Origin of the sequence: Streptomyces lucensis JCM 4490 (assembly GCF_014650035.1) — a bacterium.
In the GTDB taxonomy this organism is placed as follows: Bacteria; Actinomycetota; Actinomycetes; order Streptomycetales; family Streptomycetaceae; genus Streptomyces; species Streptomyces lucensis.
Genome location: NZ_BMUE01000005.1, coordinates 355,788 through 374,447, shown reverse-complemented (window position 1 = coordinate 374,447; position 18,660 = coordinate 355,788). Strand labels below are relative to the sequence as shown.

General features: G+C 72.7%; 19 protein-coding genes and 1 riboswitch. Of the genes, 5 read left to right on the top strand and 14 right to left on the bottom strand.

Annotated features, from left to right (window positions below; translation table 11 throughout):
* Positions 1-49 precede the first annotated feature (49 nt).
* The 9 genes from IE177_RS14950 to IE177_RS14910 all read right to left on the bottom strand — a co-directional run bounded on the left by IE177_RS14950 (position 50) and on the right by IE177_RS14910 (position 7,408).
* Positions 50-1,138 (bottom strand): hemolysin family protein, encoded by a 1,089-nt coding sequence (locus IE177_RS14950; RefSeq protein WP_190015804.1) that lies wholly within the window; start codon positions 1,136-1,138, stop codon positions 50-52.
* Positions 1,135-2,469 (bottom strand): hemolysin family protein, encoded by a 1,335-nt coding sequence (locus IE177_RS14945; RefSeq protein ID WP_190015803.1) that lies wholly within the window; start codon positions 2,467-2,469, stop codon positions 1,135-1,137. The genes IE177_RS14950 and IE177_RS14945 overlap by 4 nt, the downstream gene beginning before the upstream one ends.
* A gap of 204 nt (positions 2,470-2,673) precedes the next feature.
* Positions 2,674-3,126, bottom strand: coding sequence for a PH domain-containing protein (locus IE177_RS14940; protein WP_190015802.1), 453 nt, complete (start codon positions 3,124-3,126; stop codon positions 2,674-2,676).
* Between the two features lie 14 nt (positions 3,127-3,140).
* A complete protein-coding gene (gene hisG / locus IE177_RS14935) occupies positions 3,141-3,989 on the bottom strand; it encodes an ATP phosphoribosyltransferase (RefSeq protein WP_190015801.1) in 849 nt (282 codons plus the stop codon).
* A gap of 47 nt (positions 3,990-4,036) precedes the next feature.
* Positions 4,037-4,309: a phosphoribosyl-ATP diphosphatase gene (locus IE177_RS14930; protein ID WP_128789165.1), complete on the bottom strand. Its 273-nt coding sequence runs from the start codon at positions 4,307-4,309 to the stop codon at positions 4,037-4,039.
* Between the two features lie 34 nt (positions 4,310-4,343).
* Positions 4,344-4,829: a 6,7-dimethyl-8-ribityllumazine synthase gene (gene ribH, locus IE177_RS14925; RefSeq protein WP_190015800.1), complete on the bottom strand. Its 486-nt coding sequence runs from the start codon at positions 4,827-4,829 to the stop codon at positions 4,344-4,346.
* Positions 4,830-4,851: 22 nt separating this feature from the next.
* Positions 4,852-6,165 (bottom strand): bifunctional 3,4-dihydroxy-2-butanone-4-phosphate synthase/GTP cyclohydrolase II, encoded by a 1,314-nt coding sequence (locus tag IE177_RS14920; protein ID WP_190015799.1) that lies wholly within the window; start codon positions 6,163-6,165, stop codon positions 4,852-4,854.
* Positions 6,162-6,803: a nicotinamide mononucleotide transporter family protein gene (locus IE177_RS14915; RefSeq protein ID WP_190015798.1), complete on the bottom strand. Its 642-nt coding sequence runs from the start codon at positions 6,801-6,803 to the stop codon at positions 6,162-6,164. The genes IE177_RS14920 and IE177_RS14915 overlap by 4 nt, the downstream gene beginning before the upstream one ends.
* A complete protein-coding gene (locus IE177_RS14910) occupies positions 6,800-7,408 on the bottom strand; it encodes a riboflavin synthase (protein WP_190015797.1) in 609 nt (202 codons plus the stop codon). The genes IE177_RS14915 and IE177_RS14910 overlap by 4 nt, the downstream gene beginning before the upstream one ends.
* A gap of 168 nt (positions 7,409-7,576) precedes the next feature.
* A riboswitch (FMN riboswitch) is annotated at positions 7,577-7,707 on the bottom strand.
* A 376-nt stretch (positions 7,708-8,083) separates the two neighbouring features.
* Here IE177_RS14910 and IE177_RS14905 point away from each other — a divergent pair.
* Positions 8,084-8,830: an SDR family oxidoreductase gene (locus tag IE177_RS14905; protein WP_190015796.1), complete on the top strand. Its 747-nt coding sequence runs from the start codon at positions 8,084-8,086 to the stop codon at positions 8,828-8,830.
* 8 nt (positions 8,831-8,838) lie between these two features.
* Here IE177_RS14905 and IE177_RS14900 read toward each other — a convergent pair whose 3' ends face one another.
* Positions 8,839-10,062: an ROK family transcriptional regulator gene (locus IE177_RS14900; RefSeq protein ID WP_190015795.1), complete on the bottom strand. Its 1,224-nt coding sequence runs from the start codon at positions 10,060-10,062 to the stop codon at positions 8,839-8,841.
* Positions 10,063-10,184: 122 nt separating this feature from the next.
* On the opposite strand from IE177_RS14900, the gene IE177_RS14895 reads away from it, so the two are divergent.
* The gene (locus IE177_RS14895) at positions 10,185-11,411 is read left to right on the top strand and encodes an MFS transporter (RefSeq protein ID WP_190015794.1); all 1,227 of its coding nucleotides are present in this window, start codon (positions 10,185-10,187) and stop codon (positions 11,409-11,411) included.
* Here IE177_RS14895 and IE177_RS14890 read toward each other — a convergent pair.
* Positions 11,371-11,829: an acyl-CoA thioesterase gene (locus IE177_RS14890; protein ID WP_190015793.1), complete on the bottom strand. Its 459-nt coding sequence runs from the start codon at positions 11,827-11,829 to the stop codon at positions 11,371-11,373. The genes IE177_RS14895 and IE177_RS14890 overlap by 41 nt on opposite strands.
* A gap of 191 nt (positions 11,830-12,020) precedes the next feature.
* Between IE177_RS14890 and IE177_RS14885 the strand changes: the two genes are divergently transcribed.
* The 3 genes from IE177_RS14885 to IE177_RS14875 all read left to right on the top strand — a co-directional run bounded on the left by IE177_RS14885 (position 12,021) and on the right by IE177_RS14875 (position 15,247).
* A complete protein-coding gene (locus tag IE177_RS14885) occupies positions 12,021-13,412 on the top strand; it encodes a uracil-xanthine permease family protein (RefSeq protein ID WP_190015792.1) in 1,392 nt (463 codons plus the stop codon).
* Positions 13,413-13,535: 123 nt separating this feature from the next.
* Positions 13,536-14,222 (top strand): DUF5995 family protein, encoded by a 687-nt coding sequence (locus tag IE177_RS14880; protein WP_190015791.1) that lies wholly within the window; start codon positions 13,536-13,538, stop codon positions 14,220-14,222.
* A 95-nt stretch (positions 14,223-14,317) separates the two neighbouring features.
* Positions 14,318-15,247, top strand: coding sequence for a TIGR03619 family F420-dependent LLM class oxidoreductase (locus IE177_RS14875; RefSeq protein ID WP_190015790.1), 930 nt, complete (start codon positions 14,318-14,320; stop codon positions 15,245-15,247).
* Positions 15,248-15,280: 33 nt separating this feature from the next.
* Here IE177_RS14875 and IE177_RS14870 read toward each other — a convergent pair whose 3' ends face one another.
* From IE177_RS14870 to IE177_RS14860, 3 genes are all read right to left on the bottom strand, one after another.
* Positions 15,281-16,993 carry a flavin monoamine oxidase family protein gene (locus IE177_RS14870; RefSeq protein WP_190015789.1) on the bottom strand — a complete coding sequence of 571 codons (1,713 nt, stop codon included), beginning with the start codon at positions 16,991-16,993 and terminating at the stop codon, positions 15,281-15,283.
* Positions 16,994-17,040: 47 nt separating this feature from the next.
* Positions 17,041-17,829, bottom strand: a complete 789-nt coding sequence (locus tag IE177_RS14865) for a carbon-nitrogen hydrolase family protein (protein WP_190015867.1) — start codon at positions 17,827-17,829, stop codon at positions 17,041-17,043.
* A gap of 445 nt (positions 17,830-18,274) precedes the next feature.
* On the bottom strand, positions 18,275-18,658 hold the full coding sequence (locus IE177_RS14860) for a DUF742 domain-containing protein (RefSeq protein ID WP_229816041.1): 384 nt from the start codon (positions 18,656-18,658) through the stop codon (positions 18,275-18,277).
* Positions 18,659-18,660 lie beyond the last annotated feature (2 nt).

Below are 18,660 nucleotides of genomic sequence, written 5' to 3'. Positions count from 1 at the left end.
GAAAGACCCCAGGGTCCGTCCGGGGCGCGGGCCCCCGCCACCGCACCGGTCAGGTGGCCAGGGCCTCCTCCGGTTCCCCGCTCACCCTCGGCTCCGCCAGCCGCACGTCCGGCAGGTGCCGGTGGGCCGGGTCCCTGACCTCGCCCACCAGGAGTTCCAGGGCGTCCTCCAGGGCGACCAGGCCGAGCACCCTGCCGGAGGCGTCCGCGACCTGGGCCAGGTGCGTGGCCGCCCGGCGCATCACCGATAGGGCGTCGTCGAGCGGCAGCTCGGAGCGCAGGGTCGTCATCGGGCGCCAGACGTGCTGGGGGACGGCGCGGTCGGAGTCCTCCAGGTCGAGGACGTCCTTCACATGGACGTATCCCATGAACGGGCCCTTGTCCGCCGCCGCCACCGGGAAGCGGGAGTAGCCCGTGCGAGCGGTCAGGGCGACGATCTCGCCCGGCGTGACCGACGGGGCCACCGTGACCAGCGACTCCCGCCGCAGCAGGACGTCCGTCACGGGGCGGGAGCCCAGTTCCAGCGCGTCCTCCAGCCGCTCCCGCTCCTCGGGGCCGAGGAGGCCCGCCTGCCCGGAGTCCTCCAGCAGGCGGTTCAGCTGCTCGCTGGTGACCACCGCCTCCACCTCGTCCCTCGGCTCGACCCGGAAGAGCCGCAGGATCGCCTGGGCGCAGGCGCCGAGGGCCACGGTGATCGGCTTGCAGAGGCGGGCGAAGTAGACCAGGCCGGGGCTCAGCCACAGCGCCGCCTTCTCGGGGGCCGCCATGGCGAGGTTCTTCGGCACCATCTCGCCGATCACGAGGTGGAAGAAGACCACGGCCGCCAGCGCGATCACGTACCCGAGCGGGTGGATCACCCCGTGCGGGAGGTGGATCGCCTCGAACACCGGTTCCAGCAGGTGGGCCACCGTCGGCTCGGCGACCGCGCCGAGCGTCAGGGAGCACACGGTGATGCCGAACTGCGCGGCGGCCATCATCTGCGGAAGCCGCTCCAGGCCGTACAGCACCTGGCGGGCCCGCGCGGTGCCGAGCGGTTCGATCTGGCTGCGGCGCACCGAGACCAGTGCGAACTCGGCGCCGACGAAGAAGCCGTTCGCCAGCACGAGGAGGCCGGCGAAGGCGAGTTGGAGGACGCTCATCGGGCGGCCTCCATGACGCCTGCCACCGCGGCCGTGCGCACCAGGCGGACGCGTTCGGCGCGGTAGTGGCCCACCTGGCGGACCGCGAGCCGCCAGCCGGGCAGTTCGGCGCGGTCGCCAGGGGCCGGGATGCGGCCGAGCAGGTCGGCGACGAGGCCGGCGACGGTCTCGTACGGCCCCTCGGGCACGGCCAGGCCTATGCGCTGCAGGACGTCGATCCGGCAGCTGCCGTCGACGTCCCAGGCGGGCCTGCCGTCCTCGGGCGGGGCGACGGCCAGCTCGGGCATGTCCTTGGCGTCGTGCTCGTCGCGGACCTCGCCGACGAGCTCCTCGACGATGTCCTCCAGGGTGACCACGCCGGCCGTGCCGCCGTACTCGTCGACGACGACGGCGATGGGCTGCTCGCTGCGCAGCCGGGCGAGGAGCGGCTGGACGGGCAGGGTCTCGGGGACGAGGAGGGCCTTGCGGGCGATGCGTCCGACGGGGGTGCGCAGCCGGTCGGCCGCGGGGACCGCCAGCGCGTCCTTGAGGTGGGCCATCCCGACGACCTCGTCGATCTTCTCCCGGTAGACGGGGAAGCGGGACAGGCCGGTGGCCCGGGTGAGGTTGACGACGTCCTCGGCGGTGGCCGAGTCCTGCAGCGCGCTCACCTTCACGCGGGGGGTCATGACGTGCTGGGCGGTCAGCTCGCCCAGGGACAGGGTGCGGACGAACAGGTCGGCCGTGTCCTGCTCCAGAGCGCCGGCCTGCGCGGAGTGCCGGGCCAGGGACACCAGTTCGCCCGGGGTGCGGGCGGAGGCCAGTTCCTCGGCGGGCTCGACGCCGAGGGCGCGGACCAGCCGGTTGGCGACCGTGTTGAGCGCGGCGATCACCGGCCGGAACAGGCGGGAGAAGCGGGCCTGCGGGCCCGCGACGAAACGCGCGACCTGCAAGGGCTTGGACACCGCCCAGTTCTTGGGCACGAGTTCGCCGATCACCATCTGGATCGCGGAGGCCAGCAGCATGCCGACGACCACGGCGACACCGGAGACGGCGCCCGCCGGGAGGCCGAGCGCGGCGAACGGGCCGTGCAGCAGCCCGGCCAGGGCCGGTTCGGCGAGCATGCCGACGACCAGGGAGGTGATGGTGATGCCGAGCTGGGTGCCGGAGAGCTGGAAGGACAGTTCCTTCAGCGCCTCCACGACCGTACTGGCACGCCGGTCACCGTCGGCGGCGGCCTTCTCGGCGTCCGGCCGCTCGACCGTCACCAGTCCGAACTCGGCCGCCACGAAGAAGCCGTTGGCGAGAATCAGCAGGAACGCCGCTCCGAGGAGCAGCAGGGGGATGGTCACGCTGCCACCGCCTTCCCGTGGTGCCGGGCAGGGGCGGCGCAGGTACTACAGGACGATCCGTCCATCGCTGGAGGGAGTCACTCCTCGGGTAGCAGGAACCCCTGTGCACCAGGGGTGGCACGCAGGGGTGGAGGCGCGGCGGAACGGCCTCCACCACCAGATTAATCAAGACAGGGCCGCACGGGCAGGGTGGGCGGCCCCGAGTCAGCCCTGATCCGGCGTCCGGTCGGCCGTCGAGCGGGCGTCCACGAGTGCCCTGAGGGCCCGCGCGTCGGCGATGGCGCGCTGCTTGGCGAGGCCCGGCTGGATGCCGAGCGCGGGCAGGCTGGTGCCGTCGCTGAGGTTGAGGAACACCCAGGGATCGCCCGGACGGAGGTTCACCTGGACGATCTCGGCCCAGTCCAGGCGCCTCCTGCTCGCGATGTTCACGACGGTGACGCCGGACTCGTCGGCGACCACCTTCACCCGGGACAGCTGGGCCAGCGCCCAGAGGATGAGCGCCCCGGTGACGACGAAGCTGAGCCGCTCCCCAGGGCCGAGCTCCAGCAGCATCGCGATCCCGGAGATGACCGCGAAGATCAGGACACCGGCGGTGAGCATGACGGCCCGGGTGTGGCCCGGCCGGAAGGTGACGGGAAGCACGGGGAGATCGGACACTTCGGGCGTACCCCTTACAGGCGGCAGGCGTGGATGGCCGTGGTCAGGATGGCGCGCGCGCCGATGGCGTAGAGGTCGTCCATGATGCGCTGCGCCTCCTTGGCGGGGACCATGGCGCGGACCGCGACCCAGCCCTCGTTGTGCAGCGGGGAGACGGTCGGGGACTCCAGGCCGGGCGTCAGCGCGACGGCCTTCTCCAACTGCTCGACCCGGCAGTCGTAGTCCATCATCACGTACGTCCGCGCGACCAGGACGCCCTGGAGGCGGCGCAGGAACTGCTGGACCTTGGGCTCCTCGCCGTCGGCGCCGGTGCGGCGGACGACGATGGCCTCGGACTTCATGATGGGCTCGCCGAAGACCTCCAGGCCCGCGTTGCGCAGGCTGGTGCCGGTCTCCACGACGTCCGCGATGACCTCGGCGACGCCGAGCTCGATCGCGGTCTCCACGGCGCCGTCCAGGTGGACGACGGAGGCGTCGACGCCGCTGTCGGCGAGGTGCCCGGCGACGATGCCCTCGTAGGAGGTGGCCACCGTCCGGCCCTTGAGGTCCTGGATGCCACTCGCGGTGCCGGGCTTGGCGGCGAAGCGGAAGGTGGAGCGGGCGAAGCCCAGCGGCAGGATCTCCTCGGCGTCGGCGCCGGAGTCGATCAGCAGGTCGCGGCCGGTGATGCCGATGTCGAGGCGGCCGGAGGAGACGTAGATCGCGATGTCGCGGGGGCGGAGGTAGAAGAACTCGACCTCGTTCTCCGGGTCGACGATGCGCAGTTCCTTGGACTCGCGGCGCTGCTGGTAGCCGGCCTCATGCAGCATCTCCGCCGCAGGGCCGGACAGGGAACCCTTGTTGGGGACGGCGATGCGCAGCATGAGGTCGGCTTCCTTCGCGTTGGGTGTTGACGGTGGGCTGGTCGGGCTCACAGGTGGGCGTAGACGTCGTCCAGGGAGATGCCGCGGGCGACCATCATCACCTGAACGTGGTACAGCAGCTGCGAGATCTCCTCGGCGGCCGCATCCTTGCCCTCGTACTCGGCGGCCATCCACACCTCGGCGGCCTCTTCGACGACCTTCTTGCCGATGGCATGGACGCCCTTGCCGACCAGCTCGGCGGTACGGGAGGTGGCGGGATCGCCGTGGGCGGCCTTGTGCTGGAGCTCGGTGAAGAGCTCCTCGAACGTCTTCTTGGACATGGTGCTGCCCACCCTACGCGGTGTGCGCCGCTCCTCAGTGCCAGGGTTCGGATACTGAACGGAGTGTGGCCGCGGTCGCGACGGCCGCGGTCACCGCCTCGTGGCCCTTGTCCTCGGTGGAGCCCTCGATGCCGGCCCGGTCCAGGGCCTGCTCCTCGGTGTCGCAGGTGAGGACGCCGAAGCCGACGGGCACGCCGGTCTCGACGGAGACCTGGGTGAGGCCCTGGGTGACGCCCTGGCACACGTAGTCGAAGTGGGGGGTGCCGCCCCGGATGACGACGCCGAGGGCGACGACCGCGTCGTAGCCGCGGCTCGCGAGGACCTTGGCGGCGACCGGGAGTTCGAAGCTGCCGGGGACCCGGATCAGCGTCGGCTCGTCGATGCCCAGTTCGTGCAGGGCGCGCAGCGCGCCGTTGACCAGACCGTCCATCACCTTCTCGTGCCACTGCGCCGCGATGACGGCGACCCGCAGGTCGCTCGCGTTGCGTACGGACAGCTCCGGTGCACCCTTGCCGCTCACGTCTCTCCTCAGTGCTTCTTGCTTACTGGTTGCCGCAGGTGGACGCGGACCCGGCCGTGGAGGCGACCACGGCGGGCGTGTCCAGCCAGGGCAGGTCGTGCCCCATCCGGTCCCGCTTGGTGCGCAGGTACCGCAGGTTGTGCTCGCCGGCCTGGACCGGCATCGGCTCCCGGCCGGTGACGCGCAGGCCGTGGCGCAGCAGCGCGTCGGTCTTGTCGGGATTGTTGGTCATCAGCCGGACGCTGCGCACGCCGAGGTCGGCCAGGATCCGCGCGCCGGCCCCGTAGTCGCGGGCGTCGGCGGGCAGGCCGAGTTCGAGGTTGGCGTCCAGGGTGTCGTGGCCCTGCTCCTGCAGTTCGTAGGCGCGCAGCTTGGACAGCAGGCCGATGCCGCGTCCCTCGTGACCGCGCAGGTAGACGACGACTCCGCGGCCCTCGTCCTGGATGCGCTCCAGCGAGGCGTCCAGCTGGGGTCCGCAGTCGCAGCGCAGCGAGCCGAAGACGTCGCCGGTGAGGCACTCGGAGTGGACGCGGACCAGGACGTCCTCGCCCTCGCCGATCTCGCCGTGGACGAGGGCGACGTGCTCGACGCCGTCGACGGTGGAACGGTAGCCGTAGGCGGTGAAGGTGCCGTGCCGGGTGGGCAGGCGGGTCTCGGCCTCGCGGCGGACGGTCGGCTCGCTGCTGCGCCGGTAGGCGATGAGGTCCTCGATGGAGATGATCGTCAGACCGTGCTTGCGGGCGAACGGGATCAGCTCGGGCAGCCGGAGCATGCGGCCGTCCTCGCCGGCGATCTCCACGATGGCGCCGGCGGGACGCAGGCCCGCGAGCCGTGCGAGGTCGACGGCGGCCTCGGTGTGGCCGTTGCGGACCAGGACGCCGCCGGGCCTGGCGCGCAGCGGGAAGACGTGGCCGGGGCGCACCAGGTCGGTGGGCTCGGCGGTGCCGCTCGCCAGCAGCCGGAGCGTGGTGGCGCGGTCGGCGGCCGAGATGCCGGTGCTCACGCCGTGGGCGGCGGAGGCGTCGACGGAGACGGTGAACGCGGTCTTCATGGACTCGGTGTTGTCCTCGACCATCTGCGGCAGCCGCAGCCGGTCGAGTTCCTCGCCCTCCATGGGGGCGCAGATGAGTCCGCGGCACTCGCTCATCATGAAGGCGACGATCTCGGGGGTGGCCTTCTCGGCGGCGACGACGAGGTCGCCCTCGTTCTCGCGGTCCTCGTCGTCGACGACCACGATCGGGCGGCCCGCCGCGATGTCGGCGATGGCCTGCTCGACCGGGTCGAGTGCGAAGTTCTCGACGGTGTCCGTGTCGTACAGCGGCGGTGCCGAGGTCATGCCGGGGCTCCTTCCAGGACGGGCCGCGCGTCCCTGCGGGAGCGCAGCCACCAGTCGCGCATGCCCCACAGGACGAGCGCGCCGTAGATGACGTAGACGAAACCGGAGAAGGCGTAGCCGTTCTTGAAGTTGAGGGGCACGCCGACGACGTCGACGAGCAGCCAGGCGATCCAGAACTCGACCATGCCCTTGGCCTGGGCGTACATCGCGACGATGGTGCCGACGAAGATGTAGGCGTCGGGCCAGGCGTCCCAGGACAGGGACGGGTAGGCCTTAAAAAACAGGCCCACGGCGACCGTGCCGGCGGCGGCAGCGGCGGCCATGGCGGCACGCTCGCGCCAGGTGGCGAAGCGGGGGGCGATGTGGCCGTCCGCGGAGCGGTCCCTGCTGCGCTGCCACTGCCACCAGCCGTAGAGCGCGACGGCCATGACGACGGCCTGCTTGCCGGCGCTGCCGGTCAGGTGGCCGTAGAAGGCGGTGAAGAGGACGAGGCCGGACAGGAACTGCACGGGCCAGGTCAGCAGGGAGCGGCGCCAGCCGAGGGCCAGGGTGATCAGGCCGAGGATGTTGCCGACCATGTCCGACCAGATGATGCGCTGGTCGAAGAGGGTGAAGGCCTCGGAGTTCAGCCAGTTCACTTGCCGGCCTCCCGGGCACGGTCGCCGAGGAGCCGCTCGACGTACTTGGCGATGACGTCCACCTCCAGGTTGACCGGGTCGCCGGGCTGCTTGTGGCCGAGCGTGGTCAGGGCGAGGGTGGTGGGGATGAGGCTGACGGTGAAGTGGTCCGGGCCGGCCTCGACGACGGTGAGGCTGATGCCGTCGACGGTGATGGAGCCCTTCTCGACGACGTAGCGGGTGAGGTCCGCGGGCAGCGAGACCTTCACGATCTCCCAGTTCTCGGAGGGGGTGCGCGCCAGGATCCGGCCGGTGCCGTCGACGTGTCCCTGCACGATGTGACCGCCGAGACGCGCGCCCACGGCGGTGGGGCGCTCCAGGTTGACGCGGGAGCCGGTGGTGAGGGCGCCGAGGCTGGAGCGCTTCAGCGTCTCGGCCATGACGTCGGCGGTGAACTCGTCGCCCTCGTGGTCGACGACGGTGAGACAGACCCCGTTCACGGCGATGGAGTCGCCGTGCCGCGCGCCCTCCGTCACGACGGGGCCGCGGAGCCGGAAGCGGGAGGAGTCGCCGAGGTCCTCTACGGCGGTGACTTCACCCAGCTCTTCGACGATTCCGGTGAACACTTCCCGGGTCCTCCTGCCTCATTCGGGCACGGACTCCGGGGCCTGTCGATGACGACAGAATGTACGGGTGGGCACACCGTGAACTGAGGTGCGCCGACGCCGAAAAGGACCCGTCCGCGTGCGGACGCGCCCAGATACGGCGGCGCACGCACATGTGTGCGTCACCCGCCGCGCACTGCCTCCCATCCGGACTTTAACCGTCGGTCCAGGAATTTCACCTGGTCAACCGGCCGCTGGAAGCGACCGGGTCGCGGACTGTAACCGCCGGTTCGGACTTTCACCGACCCCGGAGTGCGCTGCTTCTGGTACAGGGCCAGTGTGCCACGCCCGGCGCTCACCCAGACAGGGGACAGGTGTGCGTTCGCTCACAGTGCGTGTCGCCGGCCTTGCCGGGTGCGGCACCTCGGACCAACCGCCGCGCCCCTGACGCCCGTTGGGCTGGTCCGGACCATTGACCGAACTGGTCTAGTCCTCTTATCGTGCGGGCGGACCCGGCGGCGGTGACGACGGCCCTTGCCCGCCGCCGGGTCGCCAGACGGACCGGGCTCCGTGCGACGGCAGGCCGTCCGGGGAAGTCCTCCACCGGGATGTCACGTTTCCGGGGCGCCGGACGGTCTCACCTCACGACGGGCGCTCCGGCCGGAGCGCACCGCGCGCGGAGAGACGGAGAACAGCATGACCACCATCCTGGTGACCGGCGGAACCGGAACCCTCGGCCGGCTCGTCACCGAGCGGCTGCGGGACGACGGGCACGAGGCACGGGTGCTCAGCCGGAGCGCCCAGCCGTACGCCGTCGACCTGCGCCGGGGCGGACCCGGGCTCGACACGGCCCTGCGCGGCGTGGAGACGGTCGTGCACTGCGCGAGCAGCCCCCGCGGCGGGGACGAGGAGGCGGCACGGAACCTGGTCGCGGCGGCCCGCCGGGCCGATGTCGCCCACCTCGTGTACATCTCCATCGTCGGCGTCGACCGGGTGCCGTTCGGTTACTACCGGAGCAAGCTCGCGGTGGAGCGCCAGGTCGAGGAGTCGGGGCTGGGCTGGACCGTGCTGCGCGCGACCCAGTTCCACGACCTGGTCGTCACGTTCCTGGGAGGCCTCGCCAAGCCCCCGCTCATGCTGCTTCCGGCGGGCGTCTCGGACCAGCCCGTCGAGGTGTCCGAGGTGGCCGGCAGCCTGGTCGAGCTGGCCCTCGGGGCGCCGGCCGGGCGGGTGCCGGACATGGGCGGTCCCGAGGTCCGCACGCTCGACTCGCTGGCCCGTGCCTATCTGCGGACGACCGCACGACGCCGCCCGGTGGTGCGGGTGCCCCTCTTCGGCCGGACCTACGGCGCCTTCCGCGCCGGCGGGCACCTGGCTCCGGACCGGGCGGTGGGCAAGGTGACGTTCGAGGAGTACCTGTCCGGCCGCTTCGGGCGAGGCTGACAGCCCTCCTACCGCTCGGCCGGGCCGAACAGCTCGTCCTGGGCCCGGTCCCGGGCGGTCAGCAACGCCCCGCGCAGCACGGCGGCCCCGCCGAGGATGCTCGGCCGCACCTCGGTGGGCAGCGGGGACATGCGGCGCAGCCGCTCCTGGACGAGCCCGGCGAGCGGCGCTCCCCCGGCCCGGCCGACCTCGCCGCCGAGCACGACGCACCCGGGGTCCAGGACGGCCACGACGGAGGCGGCCCCGACGGCGATCCGTTCGGCCAGGGTGTGCAGGAAACGGTGGGCGGGCGCGGCCGGCGCCGGCACGGCGGGCGGGGCCGGTTCGTCCGCCGCCCGCGCCACGGCGCCGCGCACCGCCTCCGCCGCGCCGGGGCCGTCCGCCGTGGCCGGGACCGGCAGTCCGCACTCCGCCGCCAGGGAGACGATCGCCGCCGCCCCCGTAAGCGAGTGGAAGCCGCCGCCGCAGTCCGTCGCCGAGGGGAGCGAGCCGGTTCCCGGGACCGGCAGGAAGCCGATCTCGCCCGTGCCGCCGGAGGCGCCGCGGCGCAGCGTGCCGTCGAGGACGACCGCGGCGCCCACGCCGTGCCCCAGCCACAGCAGGACGAAGGTCCCCCGGTCCCGGGCGGCGCCCTCGCGCTGTTCGGCCAGGGCGGCGAGGTTGGTCTCGTTCTCCACGGTGACGCGGGCGCCCGGCAGCCGCTCCGGCAGGGCGGCGGCGAGGCTGCGGTGCCAGGCGGGCAGGCCGACGGAGTCGCGCAGGTCACCGGTGGCCGGGTCGATCAGGCCGGGCGCGCCGATGCCGACGGTGTGCAGGCTGTCCGCCCCGGCCTCCTTGGCGGCCCGCTCCACCGCGGCCACCGCCTGTTCCACGGCGGGTCCGGTGCCCGCGTCGTCGCCGATCGGCACGGACGACTCGGCGAGCACCCGCCCGACCAGGTCGGACACCAGCACGAACACGCCTTCGGTGCGGACGTCGAGGGCGGCGAGGTGCGCACGGTCGGCGACGATGCCGTACAGCCGGGCGTTCGGGCCGCGGCGCTGCTCGCCGGACTCGCCGACCACCGTGATCAGTCCGGAGGCGGTGAGCCGTTCGACGAGGTCGGCGACCGTCGGCCTGGACAGCCCCGTCAGCTGCTTGAGCCGGCCCGCCGTCAGCGGGCCTTCCTGCTGCAGCAACCGCAGGGCGGCGCGGTCGTTGATGGCCCGGGCGGTGCTCGGTGATGCGGGCATGACGGGAATCCTCCCAGACGCGGGCCGTCGCACTGTCCCCTATCCATCAGGAAGGGTTCCTGATAGTTTACGGCGCGTGCAGCGGCGGTGGGTCCGGGGAACTCCCGGGAAGGGGCTGGGACATGAGTGACGTGGGCTACGCGCGCGACGAGGTCAGGCGCGCCCGGTACGCCGTGGCGGCCGTGTTCGCCGTGCACGGCGCCGTGACCGGCTCCTTCGCCACCCGGGTGCCGTGGGTGCAGGACCACGCCTCGCTCAGCGCCGGCCAGTTGGGGTTCGCGCTGGCCTTCACGGCGTTGGGCGCCTCGTGCGCGATGCCGCTGGCGGGCCGGATCAGTCACCGATTCGGCAGCCGCACGGCCCTGCGCGGGCTGATGGCACTGTGGACGGTCTCGCTCGTCCTGCCCTCCCTCGCGCCCGGCCTGTTCACGCTGTGCCTGGCGATGTTCGCCTACGGCGCGAGCGCGGGCATGGCCGACGTCGCGATGAACGCCCTGGGTGTCGAGGTCGAGCGGCTGCTCGGCAAGTCGATCATGTCGGGCCTGCACGGCATGTGGAGCGCGGGCGCCCTGGCCGGCTCGGCCGTCGGCACGCTGGCCGCGCACCTGGGCGCGGACGCGCGCCTGCACTTCGCGGTCGCCGCGGCCGTCCTCACCGTGCTCGGCGCGCTCGCCGGCGGCTGGGTCCTCGACGTGCAGCCCGCCGAGGGCGAGGAGCCGCCGCCGCGGTTCGCGCTGCCGCCGCGGTCGGCCCTGCTGATCGGCGCGGTCGGCTTCTGCGCCGTGTTCGCCGAGGGGGCCAGCCTGGACTGGTCCGCGGTGTTCCTGCGCGACCGGCTGGACAGCTCGGCCGGCCTGGCGGCCGCGTCGACGACCGGGTTCATGCTGACCATGGCGGTGGCCCGGATCGCCGGGGACGCGGTGGTGAACCGTTACGGCGCGGTCCGCACCGTGCGCGCCGGCGGCTTCCTGGCCGTGCTCGGCGGCCTGCTGATCGTCACGGCGCGCCATCCGGCGACGGCGATGGGCGGGTTCGCGCTGATGGGGTTCGGCATCGCGGTGGTCGTCCCGTTGTGCTTCGCCGCGGCCGGGCACGCCGGGCCCAACCCCAGCCAGGCCATCGCGGGCGTGGCGACCATCACCTACACCTCGGGCCTGGTCGCGCCCAGCCTGATCGGCGGGGTGGCCCAGCTGACCAGCCTGATGGTCTCGTTCTGCGTGGTGACCGCGCTGGCGTGCGGACTCGCCGCGTTCGCGGGCGTGCTGCGCACGGCCGAGCGCGTCGCGCGCGGCGACGTCGGCGGGGACGTCAGCCGGCAGGCCGCAGCAACTCCCGGCCCACGGCCCTGAAGGCGTCGGTCCACGGGGCGGGCCGCAGCGTCGTCGCGTCCAGCCGGACCAGCACCCGGGTGCCCCGGGCGTAGGTCTGCGTCCCGTCGGCCGAGCAGAACCGGAAGCCGTAGGTGAGGCCCGTGGTGCCGAGCCGTTCCAGCCAGAGGTGGACGGCGTAGCCGCCGGGGCGGGTCACCGGGGCCTCGTAGCCGATGCTCAGTTCGCGGACCGCGTTGCAGGCGTCGCCGGCGGCCACCCAGTCGCCGTCGAAGCGGACGCCGTGCTCGGCCCACAGTTCGGTCCAGGCGCGCTCGACCATCAGCGGGTAGCGGGCGTTGTGGAGGAGCCCGAGCGCGTCGAGGTCGTCGAAGTGGACGGTGACGGGGACGAGCCGGCCGTAGGGGACGGCGGGGGCGGTCGGGGCTTCGGCGGTCACGGGGACGGGCTCCTGAGCGTTGCTGGACCAGGGGGTGGCACCCCGGGGCGCACCCCCGGGGACACTTTTCATACTAAGCGACCGCTCAGGGGCCCCGGCCCGGAAGCCCCCAGGTCAGCGCGGTGCCCCGACGGGATACACGGGACAATGGTGCGGACCGACCTCACGTACAGAGAAAGCGAAACCCCACCATGGACCTCGGCGTGCGCTGGAAACTGCACGGTGACGGGCGCACGCCCGCGCCCGGAGCGGTGGTACGCCCCGACGAACGGCTCTCCTGGCCCCGGACGGTGGGCCTGGGTGCCCAGCACGTGGTCGCGATGTTCGGCGCCTCCTTCGTGGCGCCCGTGCTGATGGGCCTGGACCCGAACCTGGCGATCATGATGTCGGGCGTGGCGACCATGATCTTCCTGCTCGCCACCCGCGGCCGGGTCCCGAGCTACCTCGGCTGCTCCCTGTCGTTCGTCGGCGTGGCCGCCGTCATCCGCGCCCAGGGCGGCACGAGCGCGACCGTGACCGGCGCCGTCCTCGTCGTCGGGGCCGTGCTGTTCCTGGTGGGGCTGCTGGTGCAGCGCTTCGGCGCACACATCATCCACGCCGTCATGCCGCCCATCGTCACCGGCGCGGTCGTCATGCTGATCGGCTTCAACCTCGCCCCGGTGACCGCCTCGACCTACTGGCCGCAGGACCAGTGGACCGCCCTGCTGGTGATGCTGTTCACCGGTCTGGCGGTGGTCGGCCTGCGCGGATTCTGGTCGCGCATCGCGATCTTCCTCGGGCTGGTCTTCGGGTACGGCCTCTCCTGGGCCTGCGACCGGGTCTTCGGCAAGATCCACTCGGTGGACGCGAGCGGCAGGCTCACCGACCACTGGCGCCTCGACCTCTCCGGCGTCTCCAAGGCCGACTGGATCGGCCTTCCGTCCTTCCACGGGCCGACCTTCCAGTGGTCGGCGGTCCTGGTCGCGCTGCCGGTCGTCATCGCGCTGGTCGCGGAGAACGCCGGGCACGTGAAGGCGGTCGGCGAGATGACCGGCCACCGGCTGGACGACCAGCTCGGCACGGCGATCTCGGCGGACGGCGTCGCCTCCGTGCTCTCGACCGCGGTGGGCGGCCCGCCGAACACCACCTACTCCGAGAACATCGGCGTGATGGCCGCGACCCGCGTCTACTCGACCGCCGCCTACTGGGCCGCCGCCTGCTTCGCCCTGCTCTTCGGCGTCTGCCCCAAGTTCGGCGCGGTCGTGGCCGCGATCCCGGGCGGCGTCCTCGGCGGCATCACCGTCATCCTCTACGGCATGATCGGCCTGCTCGGCGCCCAGATCTGGAGCAACGCCAGGGTGGACCTGCGCAACCCGCTGAACCTGGTGCCGGCCGCCGCGGGCATCATCATCGGCGTCGGCAACGTCAGCATGAAGTTCACCGACCACTTCTCGCTCAGCGGCATCGCCCTCGGCACCCTGGTCGTCATCACCGGCTACCACGCCCTGCGCGCCTTCGCCCCGGCCCACCTGAAGCAGCAGGAGCCCCTGCTGGACGAGGGCACCTCCAGCTACGACGCGGAGGCCGAGCGCACCCAGCCGTAGGCGTGCGGGAGGACGTCCCGGCCGGGCCCCGGGAAGCCGCGGGACCGCGCCGCGTTCCCCCGTTCCGGCGAAGCACCGGTCCGGTCGGCACGCGGGCCGGTCCGGGGCTGGGACCCTTCCACCATGACGCGGCTGGAACACCTCACCACTGACGTCGACGCGGTCGTCTCCCGGATGCGCGCGCTCGACGCGGCCCTGCCCGAGCGGGACGGCGTGGCCGTGTTCAACCGCGTCTACCTCGCCGTCACCGAGGAGGTCGACCGGCGCCTGGACGCCGGGGAGTTCACCGATCCGCGGGCGGCGGCAGCGCTGGACGTGCGGTTCGCCGAGCGGTACCTGGCGGCGGTCGACGCGGCGGCCGCGGGCCGCCGCCCGCCGGCCTGCTGGCGTCCGCTGTTCCAGCTCCGCCGCCACCCCGGCGTACGGCCGCTGCAGTTCGCGCTGGCGGGCGTCAACGCGCACATCGGGCACGACCTGGCGCTCGCGGTGGTGGACACCTGCCGCGCGCTCGGCTGCGAACCGGCCGACGTGGAGGACGAGTTCGACCGGGTGGGCGACCTGCTCACCTCACTGGAGGAGCGCGTCCGCGAGGACCTGATGCCGGGCCCGGACCTGCTGCAGCTCGCCGACCCGCTCACCCATCTGCTGGGCTCCTGGAGCATGGAGCGGGCCCGGGACGCGGCCTGGGCGGCGGCGCGGGCCCTGTGGGCGCTGCGCCGCTGCGGGGACCTCGCCGGAGAGTTCACCGAACGGCTGGACGCGGGAGTGGGCTTCGCCGGGCGGATGCTGCTCACACCGCTCACCGACTGAGGTGGCCTGATCCCGCCCTTCCGCGCCGCCCGCGGAACTCCCCCGTGATCGCATGGCGTTCACCGGCACGTACCCGATCGCAGAGGAGCACCCGTATGGCGACCCGGCTCGGACTCGGTCTTCCCCAGATGCGGCAGTACTCGATCGGCGAGGACGTACCCGAGGTGGCGCGCGCCGCCGAGGAGATCGGCTACGAGAGCCTGTGGGTCTTCGAGCGGGCCCTGTTCCCCGAACCCGCCACCCAGGGGCTCTACGGCATCGAGGGCCTGCCGTGGCCCGACCAGTACCGGGCCGTGGCCGACCCCCTGGTCACCCTCGCCCTGGCCGCGGCCGCCACCGAGCGGGCGGAGCTGGGCTCCAGCGTCCTGGTGGCACCGCTGCACATGCCGTTCCAGCTCGCCAAGGCCCTGGCCACGCTGGACGCGGCGAGCGGCGGACGGGTGGTGGCGGGCTTCGGCACCGGCTGGTCGCTGGACGAGTACGCGGCCTCGGGCGTCCGGCCCTTCGAGGAGCGCGGCAAGGTGCTGGACGAGATCATCGGGGTGTGCCGCGCCGTGTGGGGCGCGGATCCGGTCGCCCACGACGGTCCCCTCACGAGGATCGCCTCCGCCGTGGTCGGGCCGAAGCCGGCGCGGCCGATCCCGATCCTGCTGGCCGCGGGCAACGGCAGGGCCTGGCGGCGGCTGGTGGACCACGCCGACGGATGGCTGCCGGTGGGCATGGGGGCCGAGCGGATCGCCGCGCAGTGGCGGCGGCTGCGGGACCTGGCCGAGGAGCGCGGCCGCACCGAGCCGATCCGGACAGTGCTGCGGGTGAACGCGGCCTGGCAGGCCAAGCCGTACGAGGGCGCCGGCCGCAAACCCTTCCAGGGCAGCGCCGACCAGATCGTGGCGGACCTCGCCGAGCACGCCGAGGTCGGTCTGGACGAGATCCTCGTCGACCTGCAGGGCACCCCCCGGGACGCGGCGGAACTGAAGGACGTCGCCGCCGAGGTGTTCGAGAAGGCGCGGGCGGCCGGAGTCTGAGGCCGGCCGGCCGCGCCCTGTCCTTGGTCCCGGTCAGTCCTCGGGAAGCTCCACCGGGGCGATCTCGTCGTAGACGTCGCCCGGGCCGGGGTTGGTCGCGTCGGTCGCGCCGCCGAAGTGGTGCATGACGCCCCAGACCGCGTTCAGCGCGGTCTGGACGGCGCCCTCGGCCCAGCCGGCCGTCCAGGAGATGTCGTCGCCGGCGAGGAAGATGCCCCGCTTGTCCTCGGGCAGCCGGTCCTGCATGAAGTGCGTGAACAGGCGCCGCTGGTAGCGGTAGTGGCCCGGCAGGTTGGCCTTGAACGCGCCCATGAAGTAGGGCTCGTTCTCCCAGGAGACGGTCACCGGGTTGCCGATGATGTGCTTCCTGATGTCGACCTTGGGGTAGATCTCGCCGAGCGACTTCAGCATGACCTCCATCCGCTCGTTCGCGGACAGCGGCAGCCACTTCAGGCTGTCGTCGCACCAGGTGTAGGAAAGGCAGATCACGGCGGGCTTGTCCGGGCCGTCGTCCAGCAGGTAGGTGCCGCGGGTCATGCGGTCGGTGAGCGTCATCGACATGACGTCCCGGCCCGTCGGATTTCCCCTGTCGTCGACGGCCTTGTCCAGCCAGAACGGCCGGTCCACGGGCACGAAGAGCTTGCTGGACTCCATGTAGTGGGTGCGCTCGATGGCGGTCCAGTGGTCGATCGGGAAGAGCGAGTCGTCACAGGCGATCTTGGACAGCAGCATCCAGGACTGGGCGGTGAAGATCGCCGCCTTGTAGGTGCGGATGTCACCGTTCGCGTCCGTCACCGTGATCTGGTTGCCCGCGGTGCGGTGCAGCCGGGTCACGGCCGGGCGGGGCTCGCCGTCCACGTGCAGGGAGCTCAGCGAGGTGCCGTACGGCCAGTGGACGATCTTCTCCGGCTCGCGCTCCCACAGGCGCAGCGGCAGCTGCTGGGAACCGCCGACGATGCCGCGGTGGTGGTCGTCGGCCTCTGTGTAGACGACGCGCAGGATCTCCAGGATGGAGTTCGGGAAGTCGGTGTCCCAGCCGCCGGTGCCGAAGCCGACCTGGCCGAAGATCTCCCGGTGCCGGAACGACTTGAAGGCCTCGGAGTCGCACAGGTAGCCGTAGAAGGTCTGGTTGTCCAGCTTCTCGACCAGCTTCGCCCAGATCTCGCGGATGCGCGGGACGTCCCGCTCGCGCATGGCGCGGTTCATGTCGGAGAAGTCGGCGCCCTCCTCCAGGCACTTGTTCCAGGCCTCGGCGACGTCCCGGTAGACCTGGGGCAGGTCGTCGATGGTCTCGGCGTAGTGGGACTCGCCCTTGAGGTCGACCACGGTCGACGGGGTGGCCTCGGCGAGCGGGTTCGGGAACGGCCTGGTCTCCAGGCCGACCAGGTCGATGTAGTGCTGGAGGGCGGTGGAGGACGGCGGGAACCGCATGGCGCCCAGCTCGCAGTTGAGCTCCTCGTCGCAGCCCTCGAAGCCGACGGTGCGCAGCCGGCCGCCGAGCTGGTCGGCCTCGTAGACGACGGGCTTGAGGCCCATCTTCATCAGCTCGTACGCGGCCACGATGCCGGACAGACCGCCGCCGATGACCGCGACCTCGGTGCCGTGCTCGGTGGCGGGTATCTGGCCGAGGCCCGCCGGGTGGGCGAGGAAGTCGTCGTAGGCGTAGGGGAAGTCCGGGCCGAACATGGTGATCGGCGGCTGCTGCTCGTCGGCGTGCTCGACGGCGTTGGGCACCGTGGACGTCATGGGGTACGGACTCCTTGCGCGGGGGTGGTTCAGGGAGGGCTCGGGGGTCAGACCAGGGACCCGTACAGACCGGGGCGGCGGTCCTTCAGGTACGGGTTGGCCTCGCGGGAGGCGGCGAGGAAGGCGGGGTCGACGTCGGCGACGACGAGTTCCTCGCCGCGGCCGGCGCGGGTGCGGGCGATGCCGTCGGGTCCGGCGAGGGCGGAGAGGCCGAAGAACTCGAACTCGCCCTCCGGGCCGACCCGGTTGACGTACGCGACGTACATCTGGTTCTCCCAGGCCCGCACCGGCACCATGGACTCGGCGACGAACTGGAACGGGTGCATGTTCGCCGTCGGCACGACGAGCAGGTCGGTGCCGGCCAGGGCGTGGGCGCGCGCGTTCTCCGGGAACTCGACGTCGTAGCAGATCATGATGCCGACGGTCAGACCGCCCAGCCGGGCCTGGACGAGCGACTGCTCGCCGGGGGTGAAGTGCTCGCGCTCGGCGCAGCCGAACAGATGGGTCTTGCGGTAGTTCGCGAGCCGGGTGCCGTCGGCGGAGATCAGCTGGGCGGAGTTGTACACGGTCTCGCCGTCGCGCTCCGGGTAGCCGTAGGCGAGGGCGAGACCGTGCCGGCCGGCGATCTCGGCGACCGCGTCGGCGGAGTCGCCGTCGGCGGGCTCGGCGAGGCGGGCGATGCCGTCGCCGATCGCGTACCCGGTGAGGAACATCTCCGGCGCGGCCAGCAGCGCGGCGCCCGCGGCGGCGGCACGGCCCGCGGCCTCGTCGAGGACCTTGAGGTTCTCGGCGACGGAGCCGGGGCGGCCGGAGCTCTGGAGCAGGGCGGTGCGCATGGTGATCCTCACCGGAACTGGATGTTTTGGGGGCCACAAAGAAGGTACGTTCGGCGCGCTCGGCCGGACAAGAAGGAGCCGTTGCGCGCCGGTGCGCGGTTTGTTGCGCGACAGCAGGCCCGGACGGCGATTCGTTGCGTGCCCCGCCCGGCCGGTTCCTCCCGTCGATCCCCAGGTGCCGCTCCTATGGCCCGGTCACGGGTTTTCTCGTCCGCCCGGGAGGTCCGGGCTCCCCGGCTCTGCCACCCGGCCCGGACGGCCCAGACTGCCGAGGTCATCCGCCCGGCCCGGACGGGCCACGCTGCCGGGGTCATCCGCCCGGCCCGAACGATCCACGCTGCCGAAGTCATCCGCCCAGCCCGGACAGGCCACCCTGCCCGAGCCATCCACCCAACCCGGGCGGGCCGGGTTCCCGTGGTCATCCGTCCGGCACGGGCGCGAGGTCCTAGATCTCCCTCAGCCGCTGCACGATCTCCCGCAGCAGGTCCGGGTCGGCGTCCGGTCCGGTGACCGGGGTGCGCAGCGGCTCGTCGATGCGGATCAGGCCGGCCTCGGCCAGGTCCCCGAGCAGGACGCGGACGACGGTCAGGGGCAGGTCGGCGTCCGCGGCCAGCTCCGCCAAGGGCCGCGGGCCGCGGTGGATCAGGTCGAGCAGGGCCGCCGGGGCGTGGTCGAGGACCGGCCGGGCAGCTCCGTCGGACGCCAGCGCGGTGACGCGGGACATCAGGCCGATGGTGTGCCGGCCGCCGGGCCGGGTACGGCCCCGGGTCACCGTGTAGGGGCGCACCATCGACCCGGTCTCGTCCTCGTACCAGTGCTCGTCGCTCACCG

Coding starts and splice junctions, on each gene's coding strand:
- IE177_RS14950 (WP_190015804.1), bottom strand. CDS start 1,138: ATGAGCGTCCTCCAACTCGCCTTCGCCGGCCTCCTCGTGCTGGCGAAC.
- hisG (WP_190015801.1), bottom strand. CDS start 3,989: ATGCTGCGCATCGCCGTCCCCAACAAGGGTTCCCTGTCCGGCCCTGCG.
- IE177_RS14930 (WP_128789165.1), bottom strand. CDS start 4,309: ATGTCCAAGAAGACGTTCGAGGAGCTCTTCACCGAGCTCCAGCACAAG.
- IE177_RS14920 (WP_190015799.1), bottom strand. CDS start 6,165: ATGACCTCGGCACCGCCGCTGTACGACACGGACACCGTCGAGAACTTC.
- IE177_RS14905 (WP_190015796.1), top strand. CDS start 8,084: ATGACCACCATCCTGGTGACCGGCGGAACCGGAACCCTCGGCCGGCTC.
- IE177_RS14900 (WP_190015795.1), bottom strand. CDS start 10,062: ATGCCCGCATCACCGAGCACCGCCCGGGCCATCAACGACCGCGCCGCC.
- IE177_RS14895 (WP_190015794.1), top strand. CDS start 10,185: ATGAGTGACGTGGGCTACGCGCGCGACGAGGTCAGGCGCGCCCGGTAC.
- IE177_RS14885 (WP_190015792.1), top strand. CDS start 12,021: ATGGACCTCGGCGTGCGCTGGAAACTGCACGGTGACGGGCGCACGCCC.
- IE177_RS14880 (WP_190015791.1), top strand. CDS start 13,536: ATGACGCGGCTGGAACACCTCACCACTGACGTCGACGCGGTCGTCTCC.
- IE177_RS14875 (WP_190015790.1), top strand. CDS start 14,318: ATGGCGACCCGGCTCGGACTCGGTCTTCCCCAGATGCGGCAGTACTCG.
- IE177_RS14870 (WP_190015789.1), bottom strand. CDS start 16,993: ATGACGTCCACGGTGCCCAACGCCGTCGAGCACGCCGACGAGCAGCAG.
- IE177_RS14865 (WP_190015867.1), bottom strand. CDS start 17,829: ATGCGCACCGCCCTGCTCCAGAGCTCCGGCCGCCCCGGCTCCGTCGCC.